Origin of the sequence: Pseudomonas fluorescens (genome assembly GCF_900215245.1) — a bacterium.
GTDB classification, from domain to species: Bacteria; Pseudomonadota; Gammaproteobacteria; order Pseudomonadales; family Pseudomonadaceae; genus Aquipseudomonas; species Aquipseudomonas fluorescens.
Map to the genome: position 1 here is coordinate 4,112,437 of NZ_LT907842.1, position 26,737 is coordinate 4,139,173.

Sequence of the window (26,737 nt, forward strand, 5' to 3'; positions counted from 1 at the left end):
AGGTCGATACGTCGGCCTTGTGTGCCCACCCTGCGGCCCTTACGTGAATGTGCAAACCCCGCGGTGCGTTGCCTGACGCAGCGCGATAGAGGGTTGCCCATGCTCAGGGGCAGTGGGGCGGATGGCGTTTTATCATAGGTGCTACTGATGTTTAAAAAAGTAAACACTGCCCTGCTGGGGCTGGCTTTGTCGATGGGGATCACGTCCGTTCACGCGGAAGAGGCAAAGAAAGTCGATGTGCTGCTGATCGGCGGCGGCATCATGAGTGCGACCCTGGGTGTTTGGCTCAATGAGCTGCAGCCGGACTGGTCGATGGAGATGGTCGAGCGCCTCGATGGCGTGGCTGAAGAAAGCTCCAACGGCTGGAACAACGCCGGTACCGGTCACTCAGCCCTGGCTGAGCTGAACTACACCCCGGAAAACAAGGACGGCACCGTTGAGATCCCGAAAGCGGTCGAGATCAACGAAGCGTTCCAGATTTCCCGTCAGTTCTGGTCCTGGCAGGTCCAGCAGGGCGTGCTGAAGAACCCGCGTTCGTTCATCAACTCCACACCGCACATGAGCTTTGTGTGGGGCGATGACAACATCAAGTTCCTGAAAAAACGCTACGAAGCCCTGCAAGCGAGCCCGCTGTTCGCCGGTATGCAGTACTCCGAAGACCCGGCGCAGATCGCCAAGTGGGTTCCGCTGATGATGGAAGGGCGTGACCCGAACCAGAAAATCGCGGCCACCTGGACCCCGATCGGCACCGACGTGAACTTCGGCGAGATCACCCGCCAGTTCGTCGCTCACCTGCAAACCACGCCGAAGTTCGACCTGAAACTGTCGAGCGAAGTGCAGGACATCACCAAGAACGCCGACGGTTCGTGGCGTGTGAGCTACAAAAATCTGAAAGACGGCACCAAGACTGAAACCGACGCCAAGTTCGTGTTCATCGGCGCCGGCGGCGGTGCATTGCACCTGCTGCAAAAGTCGGGCATTCCTGAAGCCAAGGAATACGCAGGCTTCCCGGTGGGCGGTTCGTTCCTGGTGACCGATAACCCGGCCATCGCCGAGCAGCACATGGCCAAGGCCTACGGTAAGGCTTCGGTTGGCGCGCCACCGATGTCGGTGCCGCACCTGGACACCCGCGTGCTGGATGGCAAGCGCGTGATTCTGTTTGGCCCATTCGCGACCTTCTCGACCAAGTTCCTGAAGGAAGGCTCGTACCTGGACCTGCTGACCAGCACCACCACCCACAACATCTGGCCAATGACCAAAGTCGGTATTCGTGAATACCCACTGGTTGAGTACCTCGCCGGCCAACTGATGCTGTCCGATGACGACCGCTTCAAGGCGTTGCAAGAGTACTTCCCGAACGCCAAGCAGTCCGACTGGCGCCTGTGGCAAGCCGGTCAGCGCGTGCAGATCATCAAGCGTGACGAAGAGCAGGGCGGCGTCCTGAAACTCGGCACCGAAGTGGTCAGCTCCGCCGACAACACCATCGCCGGCCTGTTGGGTGCATCGCCAGGCGCGTCCACCGCGGCTCCGATCATGCTGACCGTGCTGCAAAAAGTGTTCAAGGACAAGGTCGCGACCCCTGAGTGGCAGGCCAAACTGCACCAGATCGTACCGAGCTACGGCACCAAGCTGAACGACAGCCCTGAGGCTGTTGCCAAGGAATGGGCCTACACGGCCGGCGTCCTGCAACTGACCCCACCGCCTGCGATTCCGCAGTTGAACGCACCCAAGGCAACTCAGGCCACCGAGGCTGCCAAGCCTGCGGCTGAGCCGAGCAAGCCGGCGTCTGACCTGGCGCTGTAAGCCAAGCCCGATGTTAAAAAGCCCGCTGAACCGGTAACGGTCAGCGGGCTTTTTTGTGGGCCAGTGTTCAGGCGCGAACGCGCTCGACCGCAGGCAGTTCAACCGTGCGTTCGGCCGCTGCCAGCGCCGCCTTTAAACCCGCTTGGTCCAGCGGCACGCAATAGGCGGGTTTCGCCCGTTCAAAACGCCAGCTTTCATCCAGCCCGCCGGCGTCCACCGCGTCGAAACCGAGTTCGTCGAGCAGGCGGATTACCTGCGCCTTGGCCGTGGCGTCATCGGCAGCCACCGGCAGTGCACGGCGGTCGGGCGCGCCGTGGGGGCGGGCGTCTTGCGTCAGGTCTGGGGCAAAGATCGCATTGAACACCTTCACGACGTGTGAGTGCGGTAAGTGCTCGGCAAGCAGCCGGCTGGTGGTGGTTTCAAAGCGGTCCAGCACCGGGATATGCCCATCGCGGTTCGGGTAGTAATTGTTCGCGTCCAGCACCGTTTTGCCTTCCAGCCACTGTGCGGGCACGCTGCGGTAGTGTTCCAGGGGAATCGCCACCAACACCACGTCGCCAAACTTTGCGGCATCTTCAGCGCTGCCCACCTGGACGCCGAGTATGCCGCTGAGCACGCTGCTCATGGTGTGCGGGCCGCGGGAGTTGCTCAACATCACGTCATGCCCGGCAGCCAGCGCGAGCTGTGCCACGGCACGTCCGATAAAACCTGCTCCAATCACACCGATCTTCATGGCCTTGCTCCTGATCAATCGTAGAGCGGCTATGATGATTCGCGACTAACTGGCGATAAATACGCGTTTTGGCTTGGGTGTTGTTACTGGGAGTTGGGAATGATGGACCGCCTTTCAAGCATGAATGCCTTTGTGGTGGCCGCCGAGTTGGGCTCTTACGCGCGTGCCGCCGAGCGCTTGGGCCTGTCGGCGCAGATGGTGGCCAAACATGTTGCCGCGCTGGAGCAGCGCCTCGGCGCCCGTTTGCTCAACCGCACCACGCGACGGCAAAGCCTGACCGAGCTGGGGCACGCGTACTACGAGCGTTGCAAACATATCCTGACGGAGGCGCAGGCTGCCGATTCACTCGCCCAGATCATGAATGACACACCGCGCGGCAAGCTGAAAATTACCGCCCCGGTCACCTTCGGCTCCTACAGCCTGATGCCGCTGATTACCGCCTTTTTGCGCGACAACCCGGACGTGGAAATCGACCTGCACCTGACGGATCGTTTCGTTGACCTGGTGGAGGAAGGCTATGAGGCGGCCTTCCGGATCGGCCCGCTGGGCACCACGGGCTTGACGGCCCGGCCGCTGGCGCCTTATCGGCTGGTGGTCTGCGCGGCGCCGGCGTACCTCGCGGCGCGGGGTATACCGCAGCGGCCGGCGGACCTTGAGCAACATGAATGCCTGGGCTACGCCTTCTGGTCACGCCCGGCGGACCGCGAGTGGGTCTTTCACCAAAACGCGACGCCCTACACGGTGCGGGTGGCCAGCCGTCTGCACATCAATGAAAGCAGGGCGTTGATGTCGGCGGCACTGGATGGGTTCGGCATCGTTCTCGGCGCCGAAGACTTCCTGCGCACCGCATTGGCCAAAGGCGAACTGGTACGCGTGCTGCCGGCCTTTGAAGCGCCCAGCCGCCCCATGCATCTGGTTTACACCGCCAACCGGCAGCGCACGGCCAAGTTGCGGCGATTTGTCGAGGCGGTGCTGGCACGCTTCGGCCCGGCGTGAGGGCTAGCGGTGGACACCGGGTTTAACCCGCCCATCCCGTGTCCATGTGGTGAGCGCCCGGCGGATGCTCGTATGCCTGGAACAACCGACTGTCGTATGCACGCCTTGAGGCCCATGGGTTCAGCAATCCGACAGACATCATTTGTTAAAAAGAACCCAGAGCCAAGCAGGAGCGAAGCTGCAACAAGGGGGCATTTTTTCTGATGTAAGTGCTGGGCGTTAGCGCCCGAGGATTTTGTATGTTGCTACGTTATGCGGCATTGGCGGCGGTCGTCGTCGCGGCGTCCGGGTGTGTGCAAGAGCGCGTGGTACATGAGCGCGGGCCGGTACAGCGTGAGTACGTTGAAGTGGTTGCGCCACAACCGCCGCCGGTCCAGGTGATCGAAGTCGAGCCGGCTGCACGCTATGGCTATGTGTGGTCACGCGGTTACTGGCGTTGGCAAGGCGGCCGCTATGTCGCGGTGCACGGCCATTGGGAGCCGGTGCGCGAAGGTTATCGCTATGTGCATCCGCACTGGGTGCAGCGCAATGACGGTTACCACTGGCAGGGCGGTGGCTGGGTTCGCTGAACCTCAATCAGATCGGCTTTTGGGTGCCTAACAGCTTGACCTCTCGCAGCAACGCGGCACCGAGTTGGTCGCTGCCCAGTTCCTGATAGCCGACTATCTGGGTTTCGCCGTTTTCTTCGGCCTGAATGATGATCACCGGTGTTTCCTTACCGGTGGCTTCATCCACATGCAGGGCGTACTGCGGGACATCCACCTTGATCGGTGAGCCCGCCGGCTTGCCTCGCACATTCAGCGTAAACGCCGCACAGCCGCTATCGATATCCACGCTGGTCGCGGAGCGGCCGCTGACGAAGCAGGTTGTCGGCAGCTCAGGCCAGGTAATGGTGTCGGCCAGGGCGAGGGTGGGCGCCATGGCCATGGCAACAAGAATCAACGTACGCACGTGGGGAGTTCTCTTGATCAAGGGCGGTGGCGTTTTTTACCAAAGCCCGGCGTTCGTCGCAACGCTGCGGCTCAGGCCAGGCGTTTCATCCCCGTGGCCTTGGCTGCGTTGAGGTCAAAGGTGGCGGTGTATTCACAGCCGGCTGCATGGGCGCAGCGTTCGATCAGGTAGTCGGCGAAGTCGGCTTTGCCGCCTGTGAATCGTCGCAGTGCCTGCCAGATGATCTCGGCGTGCTCGACGGTCAGTTCACGGGTGCGCAGCAGCGTTTCCAGCACGGTCACCACGTCGCTTTTGGCCGATTGATAGCAGCTTTGCAGCACCCAGACCAATTCCACCACCGACACCAGGCTGACAAAGCCCGGCGACACGCTGGTGAGCGACTCGATCAACGCCGAGGCCTTGGGCGATTGCACGGGGTCATCCTGGGTGACGTAGCGCACCAGCACATTGGTATCGAGCCCGATCATCCGGCGTTGGCTCCTTGCGCGGCGATGGCGCGGTTCATGTCTTCGATCGACACAGCCTGTGCGGGCTTGCGGATCAGCCCCTTGAGGTCCTGCACGGTTTTGCTCGCGGCGATGATGGAAAACTTGCCGTCTTCCGTTTCGACAAATTCAACCCGGTCGCCTGTTTCCAGGCCAAGCGCGGTGCGCACTTGCACGGGGATAGTGATTTGCCCTTTCGAGGTGAGTGTGGCGGTGGCCATAGTGAAAATCTCCATCGTGATATTCCTTACGTTAAGGTAAGGATTGATGAAGGACAAGATCCGTTGGTCCATAGGTTGCTCGGCTGGTGTGAGTGAGTGGGAACAGGTAAAACCCTAGTTCGAACTGTGCGCTCTCACACGCTTTCCTCCGGCCTCAAGAGATACAAGCTATGACCGACCGCCACCTGATCATTCCTGCCGCCATGCAACCCATAGTCGAGCGCGCCGGCTACGTGCCTGCGGTAAAAGTTGGCAATACTCTTTACTGCGCAGGCCAGGTTGGCCGTACGCCGCAACTGGCCGTGATCGACGATCCCGAGGCGCAATTCATCGCGGCCTGGGAAAACCTGAGGGACGTATTGGAGGAGGGCGGTTGCAGCTTCGATGACGTGGTGGACATGACCACGTATCACGTGAACATGCGCCAGCACATGGCGGTTTTTCGTGAAGTGAAAAACCGCCTGTTTCCACGCGGGCAGTGCGCCTGGACCACAATCGGGGTGTCCGAACTGGCGCACCCCGGGCTGCTGGTGGAAATCAAATGTGTGGCGGTGCAGCGCTAGACGCTTACTGAACCACGCGATAGCACGGCACATACGCCGCGCCGCCCGGCAATTTCATGCGGTGTTGGGCGACAAATGCCTGCAGCAGTTCGTCCAGCGGTTTCATGATGGCCGGGTCGCCGTGGATCTCATACGGCCCGTGCTGTTCGATCAGGCGAATGCCCTTGTCCTTGACGTTACCGGCCACAATCCCGGAGAACGCGCGGCGCAGGTTGGCCGCCAGTTCGTGGGGCGGCAGCGTAAGGCTCAGCTGCAGGCCGGCCATGTTTTCGTGAGTCGGGTCGAACGGGCGCTGGAAGCCTTCGTCGATCTTGAGCAGCCAGTTGAAGTGGAACGCGTCGTTGCGTTCGCGACGGAACTGTTTCACGGCCTTGAGCCCGACGGTCATCTGGCGGGCCACTTCGGCCGGGTCGTCGATGATGATCTGGTAGTGCGCCTGCGCCGCTTCGCCGAGGGTGGCGCCGACGAACGCGTGCAGTTGTTGCAGGTACGGCGCGGCGTGTTTGGGCCCGGTGAGGATGACCGGGAACGGCACATCGCGGTTGTCCGGGTGCATCAGGATGCCCAGCAGGTACAGGAACTCTTCGGCCGTGCCGGCGCCGCCCGGGAAGATGATGATGCCGTGGCCGACGCGCACGAAGGCTTCCAGGCGTTTTTCGATGTCCGGCAGGATCACCAGTTCGTTAACGATGGGGTTCGGGGCTTCGGCCGCGATGATGCCCGGCTCGGTCAGGCCCAGGTAACGCCCGCCGGTAATGCGTTGTTTGGCGTGGGAAATGGTCGCGCCTTTCATCGGGCCTTTCATCACGCCGGGGCCGCAGCCGGTGCATACGTCGAGGCTGCGCAGGCCCAGTTCGTGGCCGACTTTCTTGGTGTATTTGTATTCTTCGGTATTGATCGAGTGCCCGCCCCAGCACACCACGATTTTCGGCTCGACGCCCGGGCGCAACGTGCGGGCGTTGCGCAGCAGGTGGAAGACGTAGTCGGTGATGCCTTGGGAGTCGCTCAGGTCGATGCGCTGGCTGCCCAGCTCGTTCTCGGTGTAGACGATGTCGCGCAGGGCGCTGAAGAGCATTTCGCGGGTGCTGGCGATCATTTCGCCATCGACGAACGCGTCGGCCGGTGCATTCAACAGTTCCAGGCGCACGCCGCGGTCCTGCTGGTGGATGCGCACTTCAAAGTCTTGATAAGCGTCGAGGATGGTCTTGGCGTTGTCGATATGCGCGCCGGTGTTGAGGATGGCCAGGGCGCATTGGCGGAACAGCGTGTAGATGCTGCCGGTTCCGGCTTCACTCAGTTGCTGGACTTCACGTTGGGAGAGGGTTTCGAGGCTGCCCTTGGGGCTGACGGAGGCATTGATGACTTGACGTTGGGGCATTCTGATTCCTTGAAAACACAGCCACCGCACCCGCCGTGGGCGGCGGTGGCTGGAGAATGGTGAGCGCCGAACTCGGTCGCACGCGACGGTTAGTTTGGCAGGCCTGGGGCCATGCGCAAACTCCGTCCAGCACCATCATGCCGCAGAACTTACTGAATCAGCTTCCAGTTTTTGTAGAAAACTCGACGCAGGGTAAAGACCAGCCCGGCAAAACCCGAGATCACGGCATTGAGCACTGACGGCAGCAAGGTCGGACGAACGATGTCAATGAACAGGCAGTACCGTTTTGCGTCGTTCTTGTTGAAGGACGCATGCATCAGCGTGTCATCGAAGATGAACAGCGGGTCGTCGTGCCAGTAGTGCTTGTGCTTGCCCACCTGGATGTAAACACCCTCATGGTGAGGCGCCGGCGCCATGTTGTAGAGCACGCGGAACATCATGCGCAGTGGGCCGAAGTGAAAGGACGTCGAGCGGTTTTCGTTGAACACCGACACGCCGATGGTCTTCACAAATGGCAGTTTCTTGCGCAGTTGCGGGATGTCCAGGGTGGTTTCGATGGGGCGGCCGTACCATTGGAAGAACAACATGCCGCGTTTTTTCTCGGCCATGCGCTCGTCCAGGTAGCTGATGATTTCATCCTTGTTGGCCATGGCGTCGTCGATCACCTGTTGCAGGTCTTCACGCCAGGCCGGCGGCAAGTCGCGCATGGTGTAGACGTGGCGGTTGCGCAGGCTCAGCAGGTCGAACAGGGTGTTGAACGGCGCCAATATCCAGGTATTGCGGCCATTGCCGACGAAGTACTTCTTGATGGTGTCACGGTCATACAGGCCGTTGCGCAGGAAGTCATAAATGCCGCAGAACAGGACCAGCAGCAGAAATACCAGGCTGGTGCGTGGGAAGCAGTAGATGAACAGCAGAACGCCGAGAACCCAGGCGACTGAGACCAGTTTTTTTTGAACAGCACTTTTACTCATGAAGCGAGGCTCCGGACCGGAAACAAAGCGAAACAATCCCGCCATGATAGTGGGTTATCACGGCGCTGGGCGTTTTAAATATTGCGAATTTGTGAAGGCCCGACACAGTTTTTAACCCCACGGTGCGGCGTGCATCGGGTTTTGTTGATTGGATTTTGTAAACAGAAGATTTGCGACTATCGTGACGCTTCGGTTTTTCAGACGTCATAGACCGGTACGATTGAAGTTGAATGGCCACCATTGGCCTTCGGCACCTTGGAAGAGGCAGAAATTTTATGATCATCAAACCGCGGGTTCGTGGCTTTATCTGTGTGACCGCTCACCCTGTGGGCTGTGAAGCGAACGTCAAGGAACAGATCGACTACGTAACCCAGCATGGCGCCATTGCAGGCGGCCCAAAGAAGGTGCTGGTCCTCGGCGCTTCCACCGGTTACGGCCTGGCCGCGCGCATCAGTGCTGCGTTTGGCTGCGGCGCCGACACCCTGGGTGTGTTTTTTGAGAAAGAAGGCGAAGAAGGCAAGCTGAGCTCCGCCGGCTGGTACAACAGCGCGGCGTTCGAGAAGTTTGCCGTCGAAAAAGGCCTGTACGCCAAGAGCATCAACGGCGACGCGTTCTCCGACGAGATCAAGCGCCTGACCATCGAAACCATCAAGAAAGACCTGGGCAAGATCGACCTGGTGGTTTACAGCCTGGCCGCGCCACGCCGTACCGACCCGCAGGGCGTGGTGCACACCTCCACCCTCAAGCCGATCGGCAAGGCCGTGACCCTGCGCGGTATCAACACCGATAAAGGCGTGGTGGTCGACACCACCCTCGAGCCTGCGACCCAGGAAGAAATCGACGGCACCGTGAAAGTCATGGGTGGCGAAGACTGGCAGCTGTGGATCGACGCCCTGCGTGATGCGGACGTGTTGGCCGAAGGCGCCAAGACCACCGCGTTCACCTACCTGGGCGAGAAGCTGACCCAGGACATCTACTGGAACGGCTCCATCGGCGAAGCCAAAAAGGATCTGGATAAAAAAGTCCTGACCCTGCGCGACAACCTCGCGGCGCTCAAGGGCGATGCCCGTGTGTCGGTGCTCAAGGCCGTGGTTACCCAGGCGAGCTCGGCGATCCCGATCATGCCGCTGTACCTGTCGTTGCTGTTCAAAGTGATGAAAGAGCAGGGCACCCACGAAGGCTGCATCGAGCAGGTCTACGGCTTGTTCAAGGACAGCCTGTACGGCACAGCGCCGAAGCTGGACGCCGACGGCCGCCTGCGCGCCGACCTGGCCGAGCTGGAACCTAAAGTCCAGGACGCCGTAGCGGCGCTGTGGAACCAGGTGACCGACGACAACGTCAACGAGATCAGCGATTTCGCCGGCTACAAGGCTGAATTCCTGCGCTTGTTCGGCTTTGAAGTCGACGGTGTGGATTACGAAGCCGATGTGAACCCGACGGTGAAGATCAATGGCTTAGTCCAAGCCTAAACACCGTCAACAATGTGGGCGCGGGCCTGTGTGGGAGCCGGGCTTGCCCGCGATAGCATCGCCGCGGTGTAACGGATACACCGAGGTGACTGCATCGCAGGCAAGCCAGCTCCCACACCAGCCGCGCCCACCTTTGCCTTCGGTGAATCGCAACCTTCCTGCTTTCCTTCGCGCTCCCACCCTCGCTCACAATCTGCCAGACTCCTTGGGCTATCACGCCACGCCAACGGAGGATCTGATGACGATTCGTGCAGTAGTTTTTGATTTCGGCGGTGTCCTGTTCGACTGGAACCCGCAGCACCTCTACCGCAAGCTGATTACCGACGATCACGAGCGGCACCACTTTCTCGAAACCATTTGCACCCAGGCCTGGAACACCGAGCAGGACGCCGGTCGTAGCCTGGCCGAAGGCACGCGCCACCTGGTTGAGCAATACCCGCAACACCAAGCCTTGATCCAGGCCTATTACGAGCGCTGGCACGAGATGCTGCGCGGCTCATTGCCCGACGGCGTGGCGATCCTCGAAGCCTTGCATGCGGCCGATATGCCGCTGTTCGGGCTCACCAACTGGTCCGCTGAAACCTTCCCCTATGCGCGGGCCAACTATCCGTTCCTGCAGCGTTTTCGCGACATCGTGGTGTCGGGCGAGCTAAAGCAGATCAAGCCGGATGCGGCGATCTATGAGGCGAGCCTGGCCCAGGTGCGCGCGCATCTGCCGGATATCGAGCCGCGTGAACTGGTGTTTATCGACGATGTTGCCGGCAATATCGACGCCGCTGTCGCCCTTGGCTGGCAGGGCATTCACCATGTGTCGGCCGAGCGTACGGCGGCAGGTTTGCGTGAGTTGGGCGTGAGATTCTAGCGCGCCCATTTTTCCATGGCGAAATCCACGAAGGCGCGCAGTTTGGGCAGGCGGTAGCGGTCCTGTCGGTAAAGCAGGTGCATCGGCCGGCTGGGCAGTTGGTAGGTGGTTAACAAGGCCACCAGCTTGCCGCTCTCCAGGTCCGGTTGCACCAGGGCATCGGCCAGCATGATGATGCCCATGCCGTTTACCGCCGCCTGGCGCAAGCCTTGTGAGCTGTTGATGGTCAATGAGCCGGAGACCGGAACCTCTACCTCGCCTTCCTCACCGGTCATGCGCCACAGTTTGTCGGTGTCGCGCCAGTTGTCGTTGGCCGGGTAGGCGAACGCCAGGCAGTCATGGTGCTGCAGGTCGCTGGGTGTCTGCGGCGTGCCGCGTCGCGCCAGGTACTCAGGTGATGCGCAAAGGGTCAGGGTGTAGGCCTGCATGGGCCGCGCGATCAGGCTGGAGGCCTCCAGCTCGCCGAGTCGGATCGCCACGTCAAAGCCGCTGTCGACCAGGTCCATGCGTTCGTTGCTCAGCACCACGTACAGGTTGATCAGCGGGTAGCGCTGGGAAAACTCACTCAGGGCGGGCGTCAGGCGTTCGGTGCCGAATACCGGTGGTGCAGTGATTCGCAGGCTGCCTTTGGGGGTGTCGCTGTGGGCCTGCTCCGCCAGCAGTTCGGAGTCGGCCACCAGCCCCAGCACTTCCAGGCAGCGCTGGTAATACTGCCCGCCGAATTCCGTGAGGCTTTGTTTGCGGGTGGTGCGCTTGAGCAGGCTGACCCCCAGCCGTTGTTCCAGCGCACGCAAATGATTGCCGACCATGGTGGTCGACATCCCGCATTCCTGCGCGGCGGCGGTCATGCTGCCGGTCTCCACCACTTTCACGTACACCGACATCGCCTGGAACAGATCCATTATCAAGCCCAGGTTTAAAGTCATTGCAGGAATGTGCAGTTTATCCAGCTCAGGTGGCTAACGATACTGCACCTATCCCAACGATGCACTGGAGCCTGCCACCATGACCGCCGCCTGCCTGATGACCACGTATCAACCCTTGGCCCTGAGCTTCACCCGTGGCCTGGGCACGCGCCTGTGGGACCAGCAGGGCCGCGAATACCTCGACGCGGTGGCCGGTGTGGCGGTGACCAATGTCGGGCATTCCCACCCAAGGCTGGTCACGGCAATCAGTGAACAGGCGGGCCTGCTGCTGCATACGTCCAACCTCTACAGCATCGACTGGCAGCAACGCCTGGCCCAGCGCCTGACCCAGTTGTCCGGCCTGGACCGCGCCTTCTTCAACAACTCCGGCGCCGAAGCCAACGAAACGGCGCTGAAGCTGGCACGCTTGCATGGCTGGAAAAAAGGCATCGAAGAGCCGCTGGTGGTGGTGATGGAAAACGCGTTTCACGGGCGTACCCTCGGCACCATGGCGGCCAGCGACGGGCCTTCGGTGCGCTTGGGCTTTCAGCGTTTGCCGGGGGATTTTCTCAAGGTCGGTTTTGGCGATCTGGCGGCCCTGGAAGCCCTCACTCACGCGTTCGGCCCACGCATTGCGGCGGTACTGCTGGAACCCATCCAGGGCGAAAGTGGCGTGATACCCGCGCCGCCCGGCTACCTCAAAGCCTTGCGCGAGCATTGCTCGCGCCACGGTTGGCTGATGATGCTGGATGAGATACAGACCGGCATCGGCCGTACCGGCAGCTGGTTTGCGTTCCAGCATGAAGGCATTGTTCCGGACGTGATGACCCTGGCCAAAGGCCTCGGCAACGGCGTGCCCATCGGCGCCTGCCTGGCACGCGCCACGGTGGCTGAGTTGTTCACGCCGGGTAGCCACGGCAGCACGTTCGGCGGCAACCCGTTGGCCTGCCGCGTGGGCTGCACGGTGCTGGACATTATTGAAGAGCAGGGCCTGCTGCAGAACGCTGCGCAACAGGGCGAACGGCTGCTGGCGCGGTTACAGGTGGCGTTGAGCGAGCATGCGCAGGTAGCGGCGATTCGTGGGCAGGGGTTGATGATTGGCATCGAACTGGCCCGCCCCTATCGCGACCTGGCCCAGCGCGCAGCGCAGGAACACGGGCTGTTGATCAATGTGACGCGCGGCAAAATCATTCGCCTGCTACCGCCGCTGACGCTGGATGCCAACGAAGTCGAGATGATCGTGCGGGCCATCACCCGCTTGTTGGACTGAAGCCCGATCAACTGTGGGAGCTGGCTTGCCTGCGATAGCGATCTGTCTGTGCCAAATGTAGGGGCTGGTACACCGCTATCGCCGGCAAGCCAGCTCCCACAGTTGAGCTGCGTGACTTTCAGCCATCCGGGCCATTCAGCCATTCCTGGTTCATCGTCTCGGTATCGCCCAGGTACTCCAGCAGCCACGCCATCGCCGGGGACAGCTTGTTCTGTGCCCAGGCCACACACGATGGGCTGGCCGGGAACGGCCGGCTTAATTGCAATGCCACCAGCTCACCGCGCTCGATCCACGGCAATACCTGATGCGCCGGGGCCATGCCGACACACAGGCCATCGCGCAGGCAATCAATGGCCGAGGCCCAATTGGGCACCACCAGTCGGCGCTGGTTATCCAGGGTCCAGGTGTCGCGTTTGGGCAGGTTGCGCGAAGTGTCGGTCATGCAAAGCGAGGCGAACGGGCGCAGTTGGTCATCACTGAGCAAGCCCGCGGCCGTCGCCAGCGGGTGCTTCGCGCTGACCACGCACAGCCAGTTCAACAACCCCATGTCGCGAAACGTGAAGCGGCTGGCCACCGGCACCGCGCTGGTGGCGCCGATCACGATGTCGGTGCGTTCATCGGCCAGCGCGTCCCACACGCCGTTGTACACCTCGTATTCCAGCAGCAATTCCACCTCGGGAAACTGCCGATAGAAATCCAGCACCAACTGCCGACAGCGTTGGGGTTTGACGATGGAGTCCACGGCCACCTTCAACTGGCCGCTCCAGCCATTCGCCACCTGCTGACACAAGCGCCGTGTGCCGAGCATTTTTTTCATCACGCCGCGGGCTTCATCTATAAATAAACGGCCGGCCGGGGTCAGTTCTACGTCGCGATGGCGCCGCACAAACAACGGCACCGCCAGCCATTCCTCAAGCTGGCGCACCGTGTAGCTGATGGCCGACGGTACGCGATGCAGTTCCTGCGCGGCGGCGCTGAAGCTGCCGTGGCGGGCCACGGCATCCACGACGTCCAGCGAGTATTCAGACCACATTAGCGCTGCCTTCAAAATATTTGATAAGAGTGTCCAATTATTATCGCTTCACACAGAAACTGTCAGCTTCATAATGAGCGCCAGTCAGCAAATAGTTTGATGGCAGGATTAACAAGGCTTCAATGAAAAATTCTTTTGGCTTCACTTGGTATCTGGCGGGGCTGAGCATGCTCGGTTATCTCGCCATGGACATGTACTTGCCGGCGTTCGGCGCAATGGGCGAGCAGTTGCAGATTGGTGCGGGCGCGGTGGGCGCCAGCTTGAGCATTTTTCTCGCCGGCTTCGCGGTGGGGCAGTTGCTGTGGGGGCCGTTGTCCGACCGCCTGGGGCGCAAGCCGATCCTGGTGACGGGCTTGAGCCTGTTTGTGTTGGGTTGCCTGGGCATGTTCTGGGTCGAAACGGCGCCGCAACTGTTGGCGCTGCGCTTTATGCAGGCGATTGGCGTGTGTTCTGCCGCGGTCAGTTGGCAAGCGCTGGTGATTGACCGCTACCCGGCCGACAAGGCCCATCGCGTGTTCGCCAGCATCATGCCGCTGATGTCGCTGTCGCCGGCCCTGGCGCCGCTGCTGGGCGCGATGGTGTTGAATCACTTGGGTTGGCAGGCGATCTTCGGGGTGTTGCTGGGCGTGTCGCTGCTGTTGCTGCTGCCGACGTTGTTCCTGCGCAAGATGCCGAAACGTCGGGCAGAAGAGGGCGAACCTTCGCGCCTCGGTTACGGGCAGTTGCTGACCTCCCGCGTGTTTACCGGCAACGTGATGATCTTCGCCGCGTGCTCGGCAAGTTTCTTCGCCTGGCTGACCGCGTCGCCCTTCATCCTCGGCGATATGGGCTACAGCCCGAACGACATTGGCCTTAGCTACGTATTGCCGACCTTGGCCTTTCTGGTGGGCGGCTACAGTTGCCGCAGCGCGTTGCAGCACTGCCAGGGCAAAGTCTTGCTGCCGTGGTTGCTGGTGGCTTATTGCATCAGCATGGTGGCGTTGTACCTGGTCGCGACCCTGACCGTGCCGACCCTGACCACCTTGCTGATTCCCTTCTGCCTGATGGCCTTGGTCAACGGTGCGAGCTACCCCATCGTGGTGGCGAATGCGCTGATGCCCTTTGCGGAAAATTCCGGCAAGGCCGCTGCGCTGCAGAACACCCTGCAACTGGGGCTGTGCTTTCTGAGCAGCTTGCTGGTGTCGTCGATGATCGACCAGCCGTTGCTGATCACCGTGATCGTGATGCTCGCCACCGCGCCATTGGCCGTGTTGGGTTACTGGCTGGCGCGACCGAAGGCAGACAACTCGGAACTCGCAAACGCCTGAGCTGATGTGGGAGCTGGCTTGTCGGACCGTCGAACCGCTGCGATTGTATCGACTCGGTGCTCCTGATGTATCGAGTTGACCGCATCGCAGGCAAGCCAGCTCCCACAGTTTGATTCGGTTTCTCCCGTGCTAGAACGTCACTTCCATATTCACCGTCGGCGTCGATGTCCGCGTGCCCAGCCCGCCATCCACGCCAAACTTGTTGTGCCAGTATTCATAACCCACCCCGAGATACAGGTTCGGCTTCACGCTTTTACCGGGCCGCACCGCCACCATCAGCGCGGTGCGCATCAGGGTTTCCGGCGCGGTGTCGCGGCCATGGTAGTCCTCGCCCTTGTCCCCGACGTAATTGATAAATCCCTGGAATTTCGCCGCGTGGTTGGCGATTTCAAAGGGGCGCAGCCACGTCAGGTTGAGCATGTAGGTGTCGTCGAAGGTGTGATTCGACTCGCGTGCGCCGGGGATGCCGGTGTGGTTCCTTTCTTTGTAGTACATCAGGCTCAGGTCCAGCACGCCGACAGTGTTGAACTTCAAGGTCGGGCCGATGACGAGTGCGCGCTTTTTCGCTGAAGCAGCGTTGTTGTTGCGGTTGGCGTCAAAGCCCAGCGTCAGGGCGTAGTCCTTGATCAGCCCGGTGCCCAGCGGCACATCCAGGACCCGTGAGGCATACAACTGGTGTCGATACACCGCGTAGACCTCGCTGCCACCCCGGTCGGTGCCCTTGCGCGGGTCATGGCTGTCGGACAGGAACACATCAAGGTTCAGGTAGTTGCTGCCGTAGCGGTAGCCGCTGGCGTGGGTAAAGCTGTAGATGCGCTTGCTGAAATCGTCGGGGTTATTCGGATTGGTGAAGTGTTGGCCGTAGCGAAACCCTACGCTGTTGTTCATCCATTCCACCGCGACAGCCTCCCCGCCGCCGAGAAGGGTCAATGCAACGGTTGCGCCCTGTAATGCCTTTTTCATTGTTTCAGGTCCTTTGGCGTTCTGGCTCATGACGGCCGAATTGTTTTTGTAACGCCGACGGAGGGTATCTTGTTCGATTGATTGTATACAACTCTATGGACACGCAGTCCAAACATTGCATACAGTGCTCGCACAACAAAAACAGAGAACCCCTCACCATGACTATCCCGAAGGCGTCACCGCAACGGCCAGAAGATGAGAATCTCGGCGTCGCGGCCAACATGGCTTACGGCCTGCAGCATGTGCTCACCATGTACGGCGGCATCGTCGCTGTACCGTTGATCGTCGGCCAGGCGGCCGGTTTGTCGCCGGCGGATATCGGCCTGTTGATCGCCGCATCGCTGTTCGCCGGTGGCCTGGCCACGCTGCTGCAAACCCTGGGCTTGCCGTTTTTTGGCTGCCAGTTGCCGCTGGTGCAGGGTGTGTCGTTTGCCGGTGTGGCAACCATGGTGGCGATTGTCGGCAGCGATGGTGCCGGCGGGGTGCCGGCGATTCTCGGGGCGGTGATGGCCGCGTCGTTTATCGGCTTACTGATTACGCCGGTGTTCTCACGGATCACCAAGTTCTTCCCGCCGCTGGTGACCGGCATCGTGATCACCACCATCGGCCTCACATTGATGCCCGTGGCGGCACGCTGGGCCATGGGCGGCAATAGCCGTGCGGCGGATTTCGGCAGCATGGCGAACATCGGCCTGGCTGCACTGACGCTGGTGCTGGTGTTGCTGCTGAGCAAGATCGGCAGCGCGACGATCTCGCGTTTGTCGATCCTGCTGGCCATGGTGATTGGCACCGTGATTGCGGTGTTCCTCGGCATGGCGGATTTCTCCGGGGTGACCCAGGGGCCGATGTTCGGTTTCCCCACACCCTTTCATTTCGGCGTGCCGACCTTTCATGTGGCGGCGATCATTTCCATGTGCATCGTGGTGATGGTGACCTTGGTGGAAACCTCGGCGGACATTCTGGCGGTGGGGGAGATCATCGATACCAAGGTCGATTCCAAGCGCCTCGGTAACGGCTTGCGCGCCGATATGCTATCGAGCATGTTCGCGCCGATCTTCGGCTCATTCACCCAGAGTGCGTTTGCCCAGAACGTCGGCCTGGTGGCGGTGACCGGGGTGAAGAGTCGGTTTGTGGTGGCAACGGGCGGGGTGTTCCTGGTCGTGCTCGGCCTGCTGCCCTTCATGGGCCGGGTGATTGCGGCAGTGCCGACATCGGTGCTGGGCGGTGCCGGGATTGTGCTGTTTGGCACGGTGGCGGCCAGTGGTATTCGCACGCTGTCCAAGGTGGATTACCGCAACAACATGAACCTGATCATCGTCGCGACGAGCATCGGTTTCGGCATGATCCCCATCGCCGCACCGACCTTTTACGATCACTTCCCAACCTGGTTCGCGACGATTTTCCATTCGGGGATCAGTTCGTCGGCGATCATGGCGATCCTGTTGAATCTGGCGTTTAACCACTTTACCGCTGGCAACTCGGACCAGCAGTCGGTGTTTGTGGCGGGGACTGAGCGCAGTGTGTACTTCCACGATGTGGCGGCATTGCGCGATGGGGATTACTTCAGCGGCGGTAAGATGTTTGATGCTGAAGGGAAGGAGATTCCGGTGGTGGCTGAGGTGCCCAGGAAGTCCGTAAAGCCTGAGACCACTGAAGTCTGAACGGTGGGAGGTGGTTTGCTTGCCATGGGCATAGGTCTTTACGCAGCGCTTTGGGGTGCTCTGGGCCTGTGGGGCGTTTCGGTGGGTTGGGTATATATCCGTTGGTGCGGTAACGGCGGCTATGGGTTCCGCTCTTACAGCGGGTCACTTTTTTACAAACGCCTAAAAAAGTAACCAAAAAACGCTTTGCCCCACCACTCGGTGCCTCGCTTAGGCTCGGCATGCCCTCACTCCGGCTTGAATCCGTGGGCCGCCGCAATGGGCCATCCTTGGCCCAGTGCGGCTAACCCGGCGTCCTGCCGGGTTACCCACGGATTCAAGCCTGCGTTCGGCCAGCGTGGTTAACGGGGCCTGTCAGATCAAGATCAACAGCAGATCAAAAGCAGAGCACGGCGGCCTGACAGCCGACCTGAGTGGTAGAAGCAAAAGCAGGGCAAGAGCACAGCAACACCACGTTTACCGGATGAAATGGGTTCCAAATGTGGGAGCGGGCTTGCTCGCGAATGCGGTGTGCCAGTCACCCACTCCATCAACTGACACACCACTTCGCTTGTGCTTTTGATCTAACCACTCAGGTCGGCTGTCAGGCCGCCGTGCTTTGCTTTTGACTTTGATCTTGATCTTAGGCGCCCCGTTAACCACGCTGGCCGAACGCAGGCTTTGGAGCGTGGGTAAACCGGCAGGACGCCGGTTTAGCCGCGATGGGCCAAGGATGGCCCATGGCGGCGGCCCACGGTCCAAAGCCTGCGTGAGGGCACACCGAGCCCAGGCGAGGTGCCGAGTGGTGGGGCAAGAGCCCTTTGGTTACTTTGGGGCTTTTCCAAAGTGACCCGCCGTAAGGGCGGAACCCATTGCGGCCGTGACCCAAACAACGGATATGTACTCAGCGCCCCCGACAACCCGTAAAAAAAGATAGCTAAATACAGCTAGCAGGATCTCAACCCGCTTTGAGTGCCGGGTGCGGCACCGAGCAGGCCTCATCCAGAAACTTCACCACGGTCCCCATGCACGCCTGGCGTTCTTCCACATGGGGCATGTGGCTGGAGTCTTCAAACAGCGCCCAACGCACGTCCGCGATCTCATCCAGGAACGGTTTAACCACCAATGGCGTGGCTTCGTCGTGCCGGCCGGAGATCACCAGGGTGGGCACATTGATCGCCGACAGCCGGCCAATCACGTTCCAGTCCTTCAAGCTGCCGATCACATGGAACTCCGTCGGGCCGCTCATGGCGTGGTACACCGTCGGGTCCGAATCCACCGCCGCGAAGGTGCGCGCCACTTCTTCCGGCCACGGGATGACGCGGCACACGTGCTGGTCATAGAAAACCCGCGAGGCGGCGAGGTATTCCGGGTCTTGGTAGGTACCGGCCTGTTCGTGTTTGAGCAGGGTTTCATGCACGCCTTCAGGCAACAGTTGGCGCAGGCGGTTGGCTTCGCTGACCCAGGTACGCATGCACGTCGGCGAGTTGGCCGGGATGAATGCGCGCAGGCCTTTGGGTTGCAGAATCGCGTGCTCGCTGCCGAGCATGCCGCCCCAGGATTGCCCGAGGATCGCGTAATTGTCGCTGATCTGCAGGTGGTCCAGCAGGTTGTTCAGCTCTGCGAGGAACAGCTCGATGGTCCAGAAAGACGCATCTTTTTCCGGTAGGTGTGTGGAGCGGCCATTGCCCAGTTGGTCGTAGTGGATAACCGCATGACCGCTGGCGGCAACGTCCTTGAACGCGTCGACATAGTCATGGGTGCAACCAGGGCCGCCGTGGATGATCACCAACGGTGTACGGCCGGTGGTCAGGTCGCCGGTGACGCGGTACCAAGTCTGGTAGGCGCCGAAGGCCGCATAGCCTTCGCGCATCTTCTCGATGAATTCCATTTCGTACCCTGCTCTGAAAAAAAGGATCAGGGCTACGATAGTCGGCACGCAACGTTTAAGTAACTAGCAAAACAGCTAGGTTTTTCCGACGGTTCAATCTTCCAGCAAGCGGTAATGGGTGGCGCGGACCACCGCCTGGACGCGGTTTTTGGCCCCCAGTTTGTGCATTGCCGAGGCCAGGTGCAGGGTGACCACCGCCAGTGAACGGCTCAATTGCGCGGCGATTTCGGCGGCGGTCAAGCCTTCGGCGGCCCATTTCAGGCATTCGCGCTCGCGTTTGGTCAGATGAATATGCGGGTAGGTCCGTAGCTCTTTGCTGAACAACGGGTAGGCCGCTTCCTGCAAGGCATGGGTAATCAGGCTGAAATCCGCCAGGGTCTGCTGGGCATCATTCAATACCGTGCTGGCGTTGCCGGTACGCAGGCCGGTCAGTGAGGCGAAACCGCCGCGCGGCAGATGGATGGGCACGCTGACCCCGCAGGTCAGTTGGCGTTCATGCAGGTAAGTGGACACCGGCGCATGGCAGGGGTCGATGATTTTTTGCAGTGCGGTCTGGGCTTTTGCTTCATAGGACCAGACAAACGGCGACACCGTGCTCAGGGCCAGGTGTTGCACCGGATCGATCTGGTAAAACCCTTCGCGGCACCATAACGCGTGCCAGTCCGGCGGCGTGTTGCGCAGCTCCAGCACCGACGGCGTGATCAGTGAACCGTCCTGGTCGATGGGCACTGGCGTGTAGTCGTACACCAGCGCATCGAAACCCAATTGTTGGGCGAGGATAAACGTGTTGTCCATCTGTTCCTCCAGGCTCCTGCCTGGCATCAGACGGTTATTGAAGGCGGTTAGCTTGGCCAGCATCCGTTCTGCTCCCGAATTCATTTGAATCTCGACTTGCGGCAAGTAGAATGCCACGCCCCGGCGAAGGACTGCCAGGCCAAACCTATAAGAAATACTAGGTTATGGACGCACGGCATCCTCGGTAGTGTTGGCCACATAAACGGCCGCTGACTACCCGGCCGATCCAACACAAGGAATGTAAGCATGTGGCGTGAAACTGCCCCCGACCAGCAGTACAACGTGCAAGTCGACGGCCATAACGTCGTGGCCTACAGCTTTGGCGACGGCGATGAGGTGCTGTTGTGTCTCAATGGCGGCCCAGGCTTGCCGTGTGACTACTTGCGCGACGCCCATGGCTGGCTCAAAGACCATAACCTGCGAGTGGTTGCATTCGACCAGCTTGGCACCGGCGCATCAGCCAGACCGACTGATGTTTCCTTGTGGGAAATCAGCCGTTATGTCGAAGAAGTTGAGACCGTGCGCCGTGCACTGGGCCTCGGTCGCGTGCACTTGCTGGGGCATTCCTGGGGCGGCTGGCTGGGCATCGAATACGCCATCCATTACCCCAACGCACTGAAAAGCCTGATCCTCGAAAACACCGTCGGCGACATTCCGCACCTGTCCCAGGAGCTCGAGCGCCTGCGCGGTGCCCTCGGCAGTGAAACCGTGGCCATGATGCAGCGTCATGAAGCCATGGGCACCCTGGACCATCCGCAGTACCAGGCCGCGATTACCTTGCTCAACTACCGTCACGTCTGCCGTCTGGACGAATGGCCGGAGCCGGTCAAGCGCTCCCTCGGCGACTGGAACATGGGCCCCTACGAAGCCATGCAGGGCCCCAACGAATTCCTGTATATCGGTAACCTCAAGGATTGGAACCGCATCCCCGAAATGGCTGACTTCAAGATGCCAATACTGATCACCACGGGTCAGCATGATGAACTCACGCCGGCCTGCGCCCATCGCATGAAGCTGGCCGCCAGGCATGCCGAATTACAGGTGTTTCCGAACAGCAGCCACATGCCCTTTTATGAGGAACCCCAGGCGTACTTCCCGGTGCTGCTGGACTTCCTCGCTCGCCATCGAGGCTGACGGATGAACCTGGCGCGTTACCGTTTTGTGCTGTCCCGGCCGCTGCAATTGCTGCCGGTGTTGTTTGGCATCAGCCTGATCACCTTTGTGCTGGTGCGTTCGATCCCCGGTGACCCGGCGCGCGCCTTGCTGGGTTCACGCAGTACCCCGGATGCGTTGCTGAAAATCCGCGCCCAGTACGGCCTGGATCAACCGTTGTGGCTGCAGTATTTCTACTTCCTCAAGAACCTGCTCAAGGGCGATCTCGGCCAGTCGCTGCTGTACAAGGTTGACGCTTTGAAGCTGATTGTCACGCGGATCGAACCGACCCTGGTGCTGGTGCTCGGCAGTGTGCTGCTCGCGCTGTTGATTGCGCTGCCGCTGGCGACGGTGGCGGCGCGCAATAAAGGCGGCTGGGCAGACAACCTGATCCGCGTGTTCACCACGGTTGGCCTGGGCATGCCGGCGTTCTGGCTGGGCCTGATGTTGATTTTGTTGCTGAGCGTGAAGTGGGGCCTGTTCCCGGTGTCCGGCTACGGGCGCAGCTGGCTGGATAAGGCTCACCATATGCTGCTGCCCTGTTTGACCATCGCCCTGGCGCTGTCGGCGGTGTTGGTCCGTAACCTGCGTGCGAGCATGCTGATGGAGTTGCAGGCCGACCATGTCACCGCCGCCCGGGCACGCGGGCTGCCGGAGGCCGCCGTGTTCCGTCGCCACGTGCTGCCCAACTCCCTGGTACCGGCGGTCAACCTGCTGGCGGTGAATATCGGTTGGTTGATCAGCGGCACCGTGGTCATTGAAAGCCTGTTCGCGATTCCTGGCATCGGCCAATTGCTGGTGCGCGGCATCTTCACCCGTGACTACATGGTGGTGCAGGGCGTGGCCATGGTGCTGGCGTGTGCGACGGTGGTGGTCAACTTCGTCGCCGACGTGGTCACGGTGGCCCTCGACCCACGGGTGAACATGCAATGAGCAGCCGCCCACTGATTGCCCCGTGGCGTTTGCGCCTGCGTTTTGGTTTTCGCGACGGTCGACTGACCGCTGCGTGGGGGCTGTTGATTGTGTTGGCCTGGCTTGCCCTGGCACTGGTTGCGCCGTGGGTAGCGCCGTTTGACCCGGTTGCGCAAAACACCGATATCAGCTTGTTGGCCCCCAGCATGGCCCATCCGTTCGGCACGGATAACTACGGCAGGGACATCCTTTCGAGGGTGGTCTGGGGCGCGCGCATCGACTTGCAACTGGCCATCATCGGCGTGATCTTCCCGTTCATGATCGGCACCTTCGTCGGCGCCGTCTCCGGCTACATGGGCGGTCGTTTCGACAGCGTCTGCATGCGCGTGATCGATGTGATTCTCGCGTTCCCGTTCCTGGTGCTGATGCTGGCGATCATGGCCATTCTCGGCCCGGGCTTGAAGAGCTTCTATATCGCCATGGCGCTGGTGGGCTGGGTGTCGTATGCGCGGCTGATCCGCTCACAGATCCTGGTGCTCAAGGAGAGCGACTTCGCCCTGGCCGCCAAGAGCCTGGGCTTTGGCCACGGGCGCATTCTGTTCCGGCATTTGTTGCCCAACGCGATGTTTGGCTCGATCGTGTTTTCCATGTCCGACGCGGTGCTGGTGCTGCTCAACGGCGCCGCCGTGAGCTACCTGGGCCTGGGTGTGCAACCGCCGACGGCCGAGTGGGGCACGATGGTGGCCGAAGGGCAGGCGTTCATCACCACCGCCTGGTGGATTTGCACCTTTCCGGGGCTGGCCATCGTCACCCTGGCCATGGGTTTCAGCCTGTTGGCCGATGGCGTGGCGCAAGTGTTGGGGGATCGATCATGAGCCTGCTTCAAGTGCAGGACCTCAGCGTGATCGCCCATAACGCCGGGCGTGATGTCACCCTGGTTGACCGGGTGTCCTTCGACCTGGCCGAAGGCGAAATCCTCGGCCTGGTCGGCGAGAGTGGCTCGGGCAAGACCCTGGCCTGTCGCGGCCTGATGCGCCTGTTGCCGTCGGCCAATCTGCGCGTACAAGGCGGTGCCGTGCGCCTGGCCGGTCGCGATCTATTGCAACTGGATGATCCTGGTATGCGTGCGGTGCGGGGCGGGCAACTGGGCATGATCTTCCAGAACCCCAGCAGCCATCTTGACCCGCTGATGCGTATCGGCGAGCAGATCGCCGAAGGTATTCGGCTGCATCAAGGCGCGTCAAAAAAAGACGCACGCCTGCTCGCCATCGAGGTGCTGCGCCAGGTCGGGATTCCCGATCCCAAGGCGCGAGTCGACAACTACCCTCACGAGTTTTCCGGCGGCATGCGTCAGCGGGCAATGATCGCCGTGGCCCTTGGCTGCAACCCGAAAGTGCTGATTGCCGACGAGCCGACCACCGCGCTGGATGTGACCGTGCAGGCGCAAATCCTGCGCCTGTTGCTGGACCTGCGCGACCAGCGTGGCCTGTCGATGATCATGATCACCCACGACCTCGGCGTCGTGGCGCAAACCTGTGACTCGATCGCGGTGATGTATGCCGGGCGCCTCTGTGAACACGGCAGCAAGCACGACGTGCTGGCCCATCCACAGCACCCGTACACCGCCGGCCTGATCGATTGCCAGCCCGCCCACAGCGGCGGTCACGCCTTGCTGCGCACCATTGCTGGCCAGCCGCCGTTGCTGGATGCCTTGCCCGCCGGTTGCCGGTTCAACCCGCGCTGCCCGCAGGTGGGCGCCTTGTGCACCGAGCGGCTGCCGGAAGGCGCGCGGGTGGCGTGTCACTATCCCTTGGGAGGCCGCCCATGAGCCTGTTGCAGATCAAGGACCTGGAGGTGCGCTTTGCGGCGTCCGGCAGCGGTTTGTTCGGCCTGAAAAAACAGTGGGTGAGGGCGGTGAACGGGGTGTCGCTGACCCTCGCCGCCGGTGAGACCCTGGGCCTGGTGGGCGAATCCGGCAGTGGCAAAAGCACTCTGGGCCGGGCAATTTTGCACCTCAACCCGATCAGCGCCGGGCAGGTGTTGTTCGATGGCGTCGACATGGCCCATGGCAGCGCTATCGACATCGCTCGCCTGCGCCATGAAACCGCGATGATTTTCCAGGACCCTTACGCCGCCCTGAACCCGCGCCACACCCTTGGCGAAACGCTTGCCGAAGTGCTGCGGGTGCACCGCAAAGCCGCGCCAGAGCAAATTCCCCAGCGCGTGCATGAATTGCTCGAACTGGTCGGCCTGCGCCCCGAGTTGGCCAGCCGCAAACCCGGTTCACTCAGTGGTGGCCAATGCCAGCGTGTCGGTATCGCTCGGGCGCTGGCGGTGGAGCCGCGCTTGATCATCGCCGATGAGTGCGTGGCGGCATTGGATGTGTCGATTCAGGGCCAGATCATCAACCTGTTGCTGGAACTGCAACAGCGCATGAACCTGGCGATTCTGTTTATCGCCCATGACCTGGCCATCGTGCGCCGCCTGTGCGACCGCGTGGCGGTGATGTACCTGGGCAAAATCGTTGAGGAAGGGCCGGTGGAGGCGGTGTTTACCGCACCGCGCCATCCTTACACGGCGGCGCTGATCGAGGCGATTCCCGAGATTGATCCGCGTCGGCCCTTGCCAGCAGAGCCGTTGCCGGGTGAGCCGCCGAGCCCGTTGAATGTGCCCGCAGGTTGCGCCTTTCACCCGCGTTGCCGCTATGCCCGGACGATGTGTTCCGTGGTGTTGCCGCCTACTCATTTCCTGCACGAGCATCGATACAGTTGCGTGCTTGAAGCACCTTTGACCCTTTCTGCCATTCATGAACAAGGAGTTATGACATGCAATCCCGCCACTTGAAGTTGCTCGCCGCAGCTACATTGACCGCGTGGTCCCTCACTGCCGGGTTGGCACACGCCGCTGGCGTGCTGACCATCGGCTGCCGTGAAGACAGCACCACCTTCGATCCGATCAAAAGCGCGCAAAACCGCGACACCTGGGTGTTCGCCAACGTCTACGACACCCTGGTGCGCGTGGATAACCTGGGCACTAAGATGGAGCCGGGCCTGGCAGAAAGCTGGGAGATCTCCAAGGATGGCCTGACCTACACCTTCAAGCTGCGTGAGGCGACGTTCTCCGATGGCTCGCCGATCACCGCCGCCGACGCCGCGTTCAGCCTGTTGCGCATCCGCGATAACAAGGCCTCGCTGTGGAGCGATCCGTTCAGCCTGATCAACACGGCCAAGGCTGCCGACCCGCAAACGCTGGTGGTCACCCTGAAAACCCCGGCCGTTGCGTTCCTCTCGCAATTGGCCTCGCCGACGGTATCGATCCTGTCGGAAAAAGCCATGACCAAAATGGGCGAAGACGCCTACTCGGAAAACCCGGTGACGTCCGGCGCGTTCACCGTCGAGGAGTGGCGCAAGGGCGATCGCGTCATCCTGAAAAAGAACCCGAACTTCTGGCAGGCCAAGAACGTCAGCCTGGATGGCGTGGAGTGGGTCTCCGTGACGGACGACAACACGCGCATGCGCATGGTGCAGAACAACGAACTCGACACGGCGATCTTCGTGCCGTTCTCCCGCGTGGAAGAACTGAAGAAAGATAAAAACGTGGTGATCCACTCCGACCCGTCCACCCGCGAAGATCACCTGCTGATCAACCACGCCCACGGTCTGCTGGCCAAGCAGCCGGTGCGCGAGGCGCTGGACATGGCCATCGACAAACAATCGCTGGTGAAGACTGCGACTTACGGTCAGGGCACCGTGGCCTATTCCTACATCCCGAAAGGCTCGCTGTTCCACTATGCCAACAACCTGCAGCGCCCGTATGACCCGACCGCCGCCAAGAAACTGCTGGAGGAGGCCGGGGCCAAGGATTTGAAGCTCAACTACGTGGTCAACGCCGGCAACGAAGCGGATGAGCAGATTGCGGTGATCATCAAGGACCAGTTGGCCAAGGTCGGCGTGACCGCCAACCTGCAGAAAGTCGACCCGACGCAAAGTTGGCAGATGCTGGTGGACGGTGAGTACGACATTTCAGTGATGTACTGGACCAACGACATTCTCGACCCGGACCAGAAAACCACGTTCGTACTCGGCCATGACACCAACCAGAACTACATGACCCGCTACAAGAATGACAAGGTCAAGGACCTGGTGGCGGCCGCGCGGATCGAGGCCGACCCGGTCAAGCGCGAGCAGATGTATGTGGAGTTGCAGAAACTGGCGAAACAGGATGTGAACTGGATTGATCTGTACTACAGCCCGTACATCAACATCTCACGCAAGAATGTGAGTAACTTCCTGCAAAACCCGCTGGGGCGCTTTACCCTTGAGGACGTGGTGAAAAACTAAACGCCCAGATACACCGCAAACCAATGTGGGAGCTGGCTTGCCTGCGATGGCATCAACTCGGTATGTCAGATACACCGCGGGGATGCCATCGCAG

26 protein-coding genes are annotated in these 26,737 nt (G+C 61.0%); 15 read left to right on the forward strand and 11 right to left on the reverse strand.

Features of this window, described 5'->3' with window-relative positions; genetic code table 11:
* Window positions 1–147 precede the first annotated feature (147 nt).
* Window positions 148–1,803 (forward strand): malate dehydrogenase (quinone), encoded by a 1,656-nt coding sequence (gene mqo / locus CPH89_RS19255; RefSeq protein ID WP_053255069.1) that lies wholly within the window; start codon window positions 148–150, stop codon window positions 1,801–1,803.
* 67 nt (window positions 1,804–1,870) lie between these two features.
* Here the strand turns inward: mqo and CPH89_RS19260 are convergent, their stop codons facing one another.
* Window positions 1,871–2,536: an NADPH-dependent F420 reductase gene (locus tag CPH89_RS19260; RefSeq protein WP_053255070.1), complete on the reverse strand. Its 666-nt coding sequence runs from the start codon at window positions 2,534–2,536 to the stop codon at window positions 1,871–1,873.
* A gap of 99 nt (window positions 2,537–2,635) precedes the next feature.
* Here CPH89_RS19260 and CPH89_RS19265 point away from each other — a divergent pair, with 99 nt between their 5' ends.
* Together CPH89_RS19265 and CPH89_RS19270 are read left to right on the forward strand one after the other, a co-directional pair.
* Window positions 2,636–3,532 (forward strand): LysR family transcriptional regulator, encoded by an 897-nt coding sequence (locus CPH89_RS19265; protein WP_053255071.1) that lies wholly within the window; start codon window positions 2,636–2,638, stop codon window positions 3,530–3,532.
* A 239-nt stretch (window positions 3,533–3,771) separates the two neighbouring features.
* Complete coding sequence (locus CPH89_RS19270) at window positions 3,772–4,101, forward strand: YXWGXW repeat-containing protein (RefSeq protein WP_053255072.1); 330 nt, start codon at window positions 3,772–3,774, stop codon at window positions 4,099–4,101.
* 7 nt (window positions 4,102–4,108) lie between these two features.
* Here CPH89_RS19270 and CPH89_RS19275 read toward each other — a convergent pair whose 3' ends face one another.
* The 3 genes from CPH89_RS19275 to CPH89_RS19285 form a co-directional block, all read right to left on the reverse strand.
* The gene (locus CPH89_RS19275) at window positions 4,109–4,453 is read right to left on the reverse strand and encodes a hypothetical protein (protein WP_053255355.1); all 345 of its coding nucleotides are present in this window, start codon (window positions 4,451–4,453) and stop codon (window positions 4,109–4,111) included.
* 101 nt (window positions 4,454–4,554) lie between these two features.
* Window positions 4,555–4,950, reverse strand: a complete 396-nt coding sequence (locus tag CPH89_RS19280) for a type II toxin-antitoxin system VapC family toxin (protein WP_053255073.1) — start codon at window positions 4,948–4,950, stop codon at window positions 4,555–4,557.
* Window positions 4,947–5,204, reverse strand: a complete 258-nt coding sequence (locus CPH89_RS19285) for an AbrB/MazE/SpoVT family DNA-binding domain-containing protein (protein ID WP_017137462.1) — start codon at window positions 5,202–5,204, stop codon at window positions 4,947–4,949. Before CPH89_RS19285 ends, CPH89_RS19280 begins: the two co-directional genes overlap by 4 nt.
* 155 nt (window positions 5,205–5,359) lie before the next feature.
* On the opposite strand from CPH89_RS19285, the gene CPH89_RS19290 reads away from it, so the two are divergent.
* Complete coding sequence (locus CPH89_RS19290) at window positions 5,360–5,752, forward strand: RidA family protein (RefSeq protein ID WP_053255074.1); 393 nt, start codon at window positions 5,360–5,362, stop codon at window positions 5,750–5,752.
* A 4-nt stretch (window positions 5,753–5,756) separates the two neighbouring features.
* Here the strand turns inward: CPH89_RS19290 and ppnN are convergent, their stop codons facing one another.
* The gene (gene ppnN / locus CPH89_RS19295; RefSeq protein WP_053255075.1) at window positions 5,757–7,130 is read right to left on the reverse strand and encodes a nucleotide 5'-monophosphate nucleosidase PpnN; all 1,374 of its coding nucleotides are present in this window, start codon (window positions 7,128–7,130) and stop codon (window positions 5,757–5,759) included.
* Window positions 7,131–7,279: 149 nt separating this feature from the next.
* Window positions 7,280–8,104 carry an aspartyl/asparaginyl beta-hydroxylase domain-containing protein gene (locus tag CPH89_RS19300; RefSeq protein ID WP_053255076.1) on the reverse strand — a complete coding sequence of 275 codons (825 nt, stop codon included), beginning with the start codon at window positions 8,102–8,104 and terminating at the stop codon, window positions 7,280–7,282.
* 275 nt (window positions 8,105–8,379) lie between these two features.
* Between CPH89_RS19300 and fabV the strand changes: the two genes are divergently transcribed.
* Entirely contained in the window at window positions 8,380–9,573 is a 1,194-nt protein-coding gene (gene fabV / locus CPH89_RS19305; RefSeq protein WP_053255077.1) for an enoyl-ACP reductase FabV, read from the forward strand.
* 238 nt (window positions 9,574–9,811) lie between these two features.
* On the forward strand, window positions 9,812–10,435 hold the full coding sequence (locus CPH89_RS19310; RefSeq protein WP_053255078.1) for an HAD family hydrolase: 624 nt from the start codon (window positions 9,812–9,814) through the stop codon (window positions 10,433–10,435).
* Here CPH89_RS19310 and CPH89_RS19315 read toward each other — a convergent pair.
* On the reverse strand, window positions 10,432–11,337 hold the full coding sequence (locus CPH89_RS19315; protein WP_053255079.1) for a LysR family transcriptional regulator: 906 nt from the start codon (window positions 11,335–11,337) through the stop codon (window positions 10,432–10,434). The genes CPH89_RS19310 and CPH89_RS19315 overlap by 4 nt on opposite strands.
* A 103-nt stretch (window positions 11,338–11,440) precedes the next feature.
* Between CPH89_RS19315 and CPH89_RS19320 the strand changes: the two genes are divergently transcribed.
* Window positions 11,441–12,610: an aspartate aminotransferase family protein gene (locus CPH89_RS19320; protein ID WP_053255080.1), complete on the forward strand. Its 1,170-nt coding sequence runs from the start codon at window positions 11,441–11,443 to the stop codon at window positions 12,608–12,610.
* A gap of 118 nt (window positions 12,611–12,728) precedes the next feature.
* Here the strand turns inward: CPH89_RS19320 and punR are convergent, their stop codons facing one another.
* On the reverse strand, window positions 12,729–13,643 hold the full coding sequence (punR, locus tag CPH89_RS19325) for a DNA-binding transcriptional activator PunR (RefSeq protein WP_053255081.1): 915 nt from the start codon (window positions 13,641–13,643) through the stop codon (window positions 12,729–12,731).
* 122 nt (window positions 13,644–13,765) lie between these two features.
* Between punR and punC the strand changes: the two genes are divergently transcribed.
* The gene (gene punC / locus CPH89_RS19330; protein WP_053255082.1) at window positions 13,766–14,950 is read left to right on the forward strand and encodes a purine nucleoside transporter PunC; all 1,185 of its coding nucleotides are present in this window, start codon (window positions 13,766–13,768) and stop codon (window positions 14,948–14,950) included.
* 129 nt (window positions 14,951–15,079) lie between these two features.
* Here punC and CPH89_RS19335 read toward each other — a convergent pair whose 3' ends face one another.
* Window positions 15,080–15,913, reverse strand: coding sequence for a nucleoside-binding protein (locus CPH89_RS19335; protein ID WP_053255083.1), 834 nt, complete (start codon window positions 15,911–15,913; stop codon window positions 15,080–15,082).
* Between the two features lie 158 nt (window positions 15,914–16,071).
* On the opposite strand from CPH89_RS19335, the gene CPH89_RS19340 reads away from it, so the two are divergent.
* Window positions 16,072–17,574 (forward strand): nucleobase:cation symporter-2 family protein, encoded by a 1,503-nt coding sequence (locus CPH89_RS19340; RefSeq protein ID WP_053255084.1) that lies wholly within the window; start codon window positions 16,072–16,074, stop codon window positions 17,572–17,574.
* A gap of 937 nt (window positions 17,575–18,511) precedes the next feature.
* On the opposite strand, the gene CPH89_RS19350 is transcribed toward CPH89_RS19340, so the two are convergent.
* Entirely contained in the window at window positions 18,512–19,444 is a 933-nt protein-coding gene (locus tag CPH89_RS19350) for a proline iminopeptidase-family hydrolase (protein WP_053255085.1), read from the reverse strand.
* 93 nt (window positions 19,445–19,537) lie between these two features.
* A complete protein-coding gene (locus CPH89_RS19355; RefSeq protein ID WP_053255086.1) occupies window positions 19,538–20,302 on the reverse strand; it encodes a LuxR family transcriptional regulator in 765 nt (254 codons plus the stop codon).
* Between the two features lie 183 nt (window positions 20,303–20,485).
* Between CPH89_RS19355 and CPH89_RS19360 the strand changes: the two genes are divergently transcribed.
* Genes CPH89_RS19360 through CPH89_RS19385 form a run of 6 tightly spaced genes read left to right on the forward strand, consistent with a single transcriptional unit; the run spans window position 20,486 to window position 26,643 of the window.
* Window positions 20,486–21,373: a proline iminopeptidase-family hydrolase gene (locus tag CPH89_RS19360; protein WP_053255087.1), complete on the forward strand. Its 888-nt coding sequence runs from the start codon at window positions 20,486–20,488 to the stop codon at window positions 21,371–21,373.
* A 3-nt stretch (window positions 21,374–21,376) separates the two neighbouring features.
* On the forward strand, window positions 21,377–22,324 hold the full coding sequence (locus CPH89_RS19365; protein ID WP_053255088.1) for an ABC transporter permease: 948 nt from the start codon (window positions 21,377–21,379) through the stop codon (window positions 22,322–22,324).
* Window positions 22,321–23,178 (forward strand): ABC transporter permease, encoded by an 858-nt coding sequence (locus CPH89_RS19370; protein ID WP_053255089.1) that lies wholly within the window; start codon window positions 22,321–22,323, stop codon window positions 23,176–23,178. Before CPH89_RS19365 ends, CPH89_RS19370 begins: the two co-directional genes overlap by 4 nt.
* A complete protein-coding gene (locus CPH89_RS19375; protein ID WP_053255090.1) occupies window positions 23,175–24,131 on the forward strand; it encodes an ABC transporter ATP-binding protein in 957 nt (318 codons plus the stop codon). The genes CPH89_RS19370 and CPH89_RS19375 overlap by 4 nt, the downstream gene beginning before the upstream one ends.
* Complete coding sequence (locus CPH89_RS19380; protein WP_053255091.1) at window positions 24,128–25,147, forward strand: ABC transporter ATP-binding protein; 1,020 nt, start codon at window positions 24,128–24,130, stop codon at window positions 25,145–25,147. Before CPH89_RS19375 ends, CPH89_RS19380 begins: the two co-directional genes overlap by 4 nt.
* The gene (locus CPH89_RS19385) at window positions 25,129–26,643 is read left to right on the forward strand and encodes an ABC transporter substrate-binding protein (protein ID WP_053255092.1); all 1,515 of its coding nucleotides are present in this window, start codon (window positions 25,129–25,131) and stop codon (window positions 26,641–26,643) included. The genes CPH89_RS19380 and CPH89_RS19385 overlap by 19 nt, the downstream gene beginning before the upstream one ends.
* Window positions 26,644–26,737 lie beyond the last annotated feature (94 nt).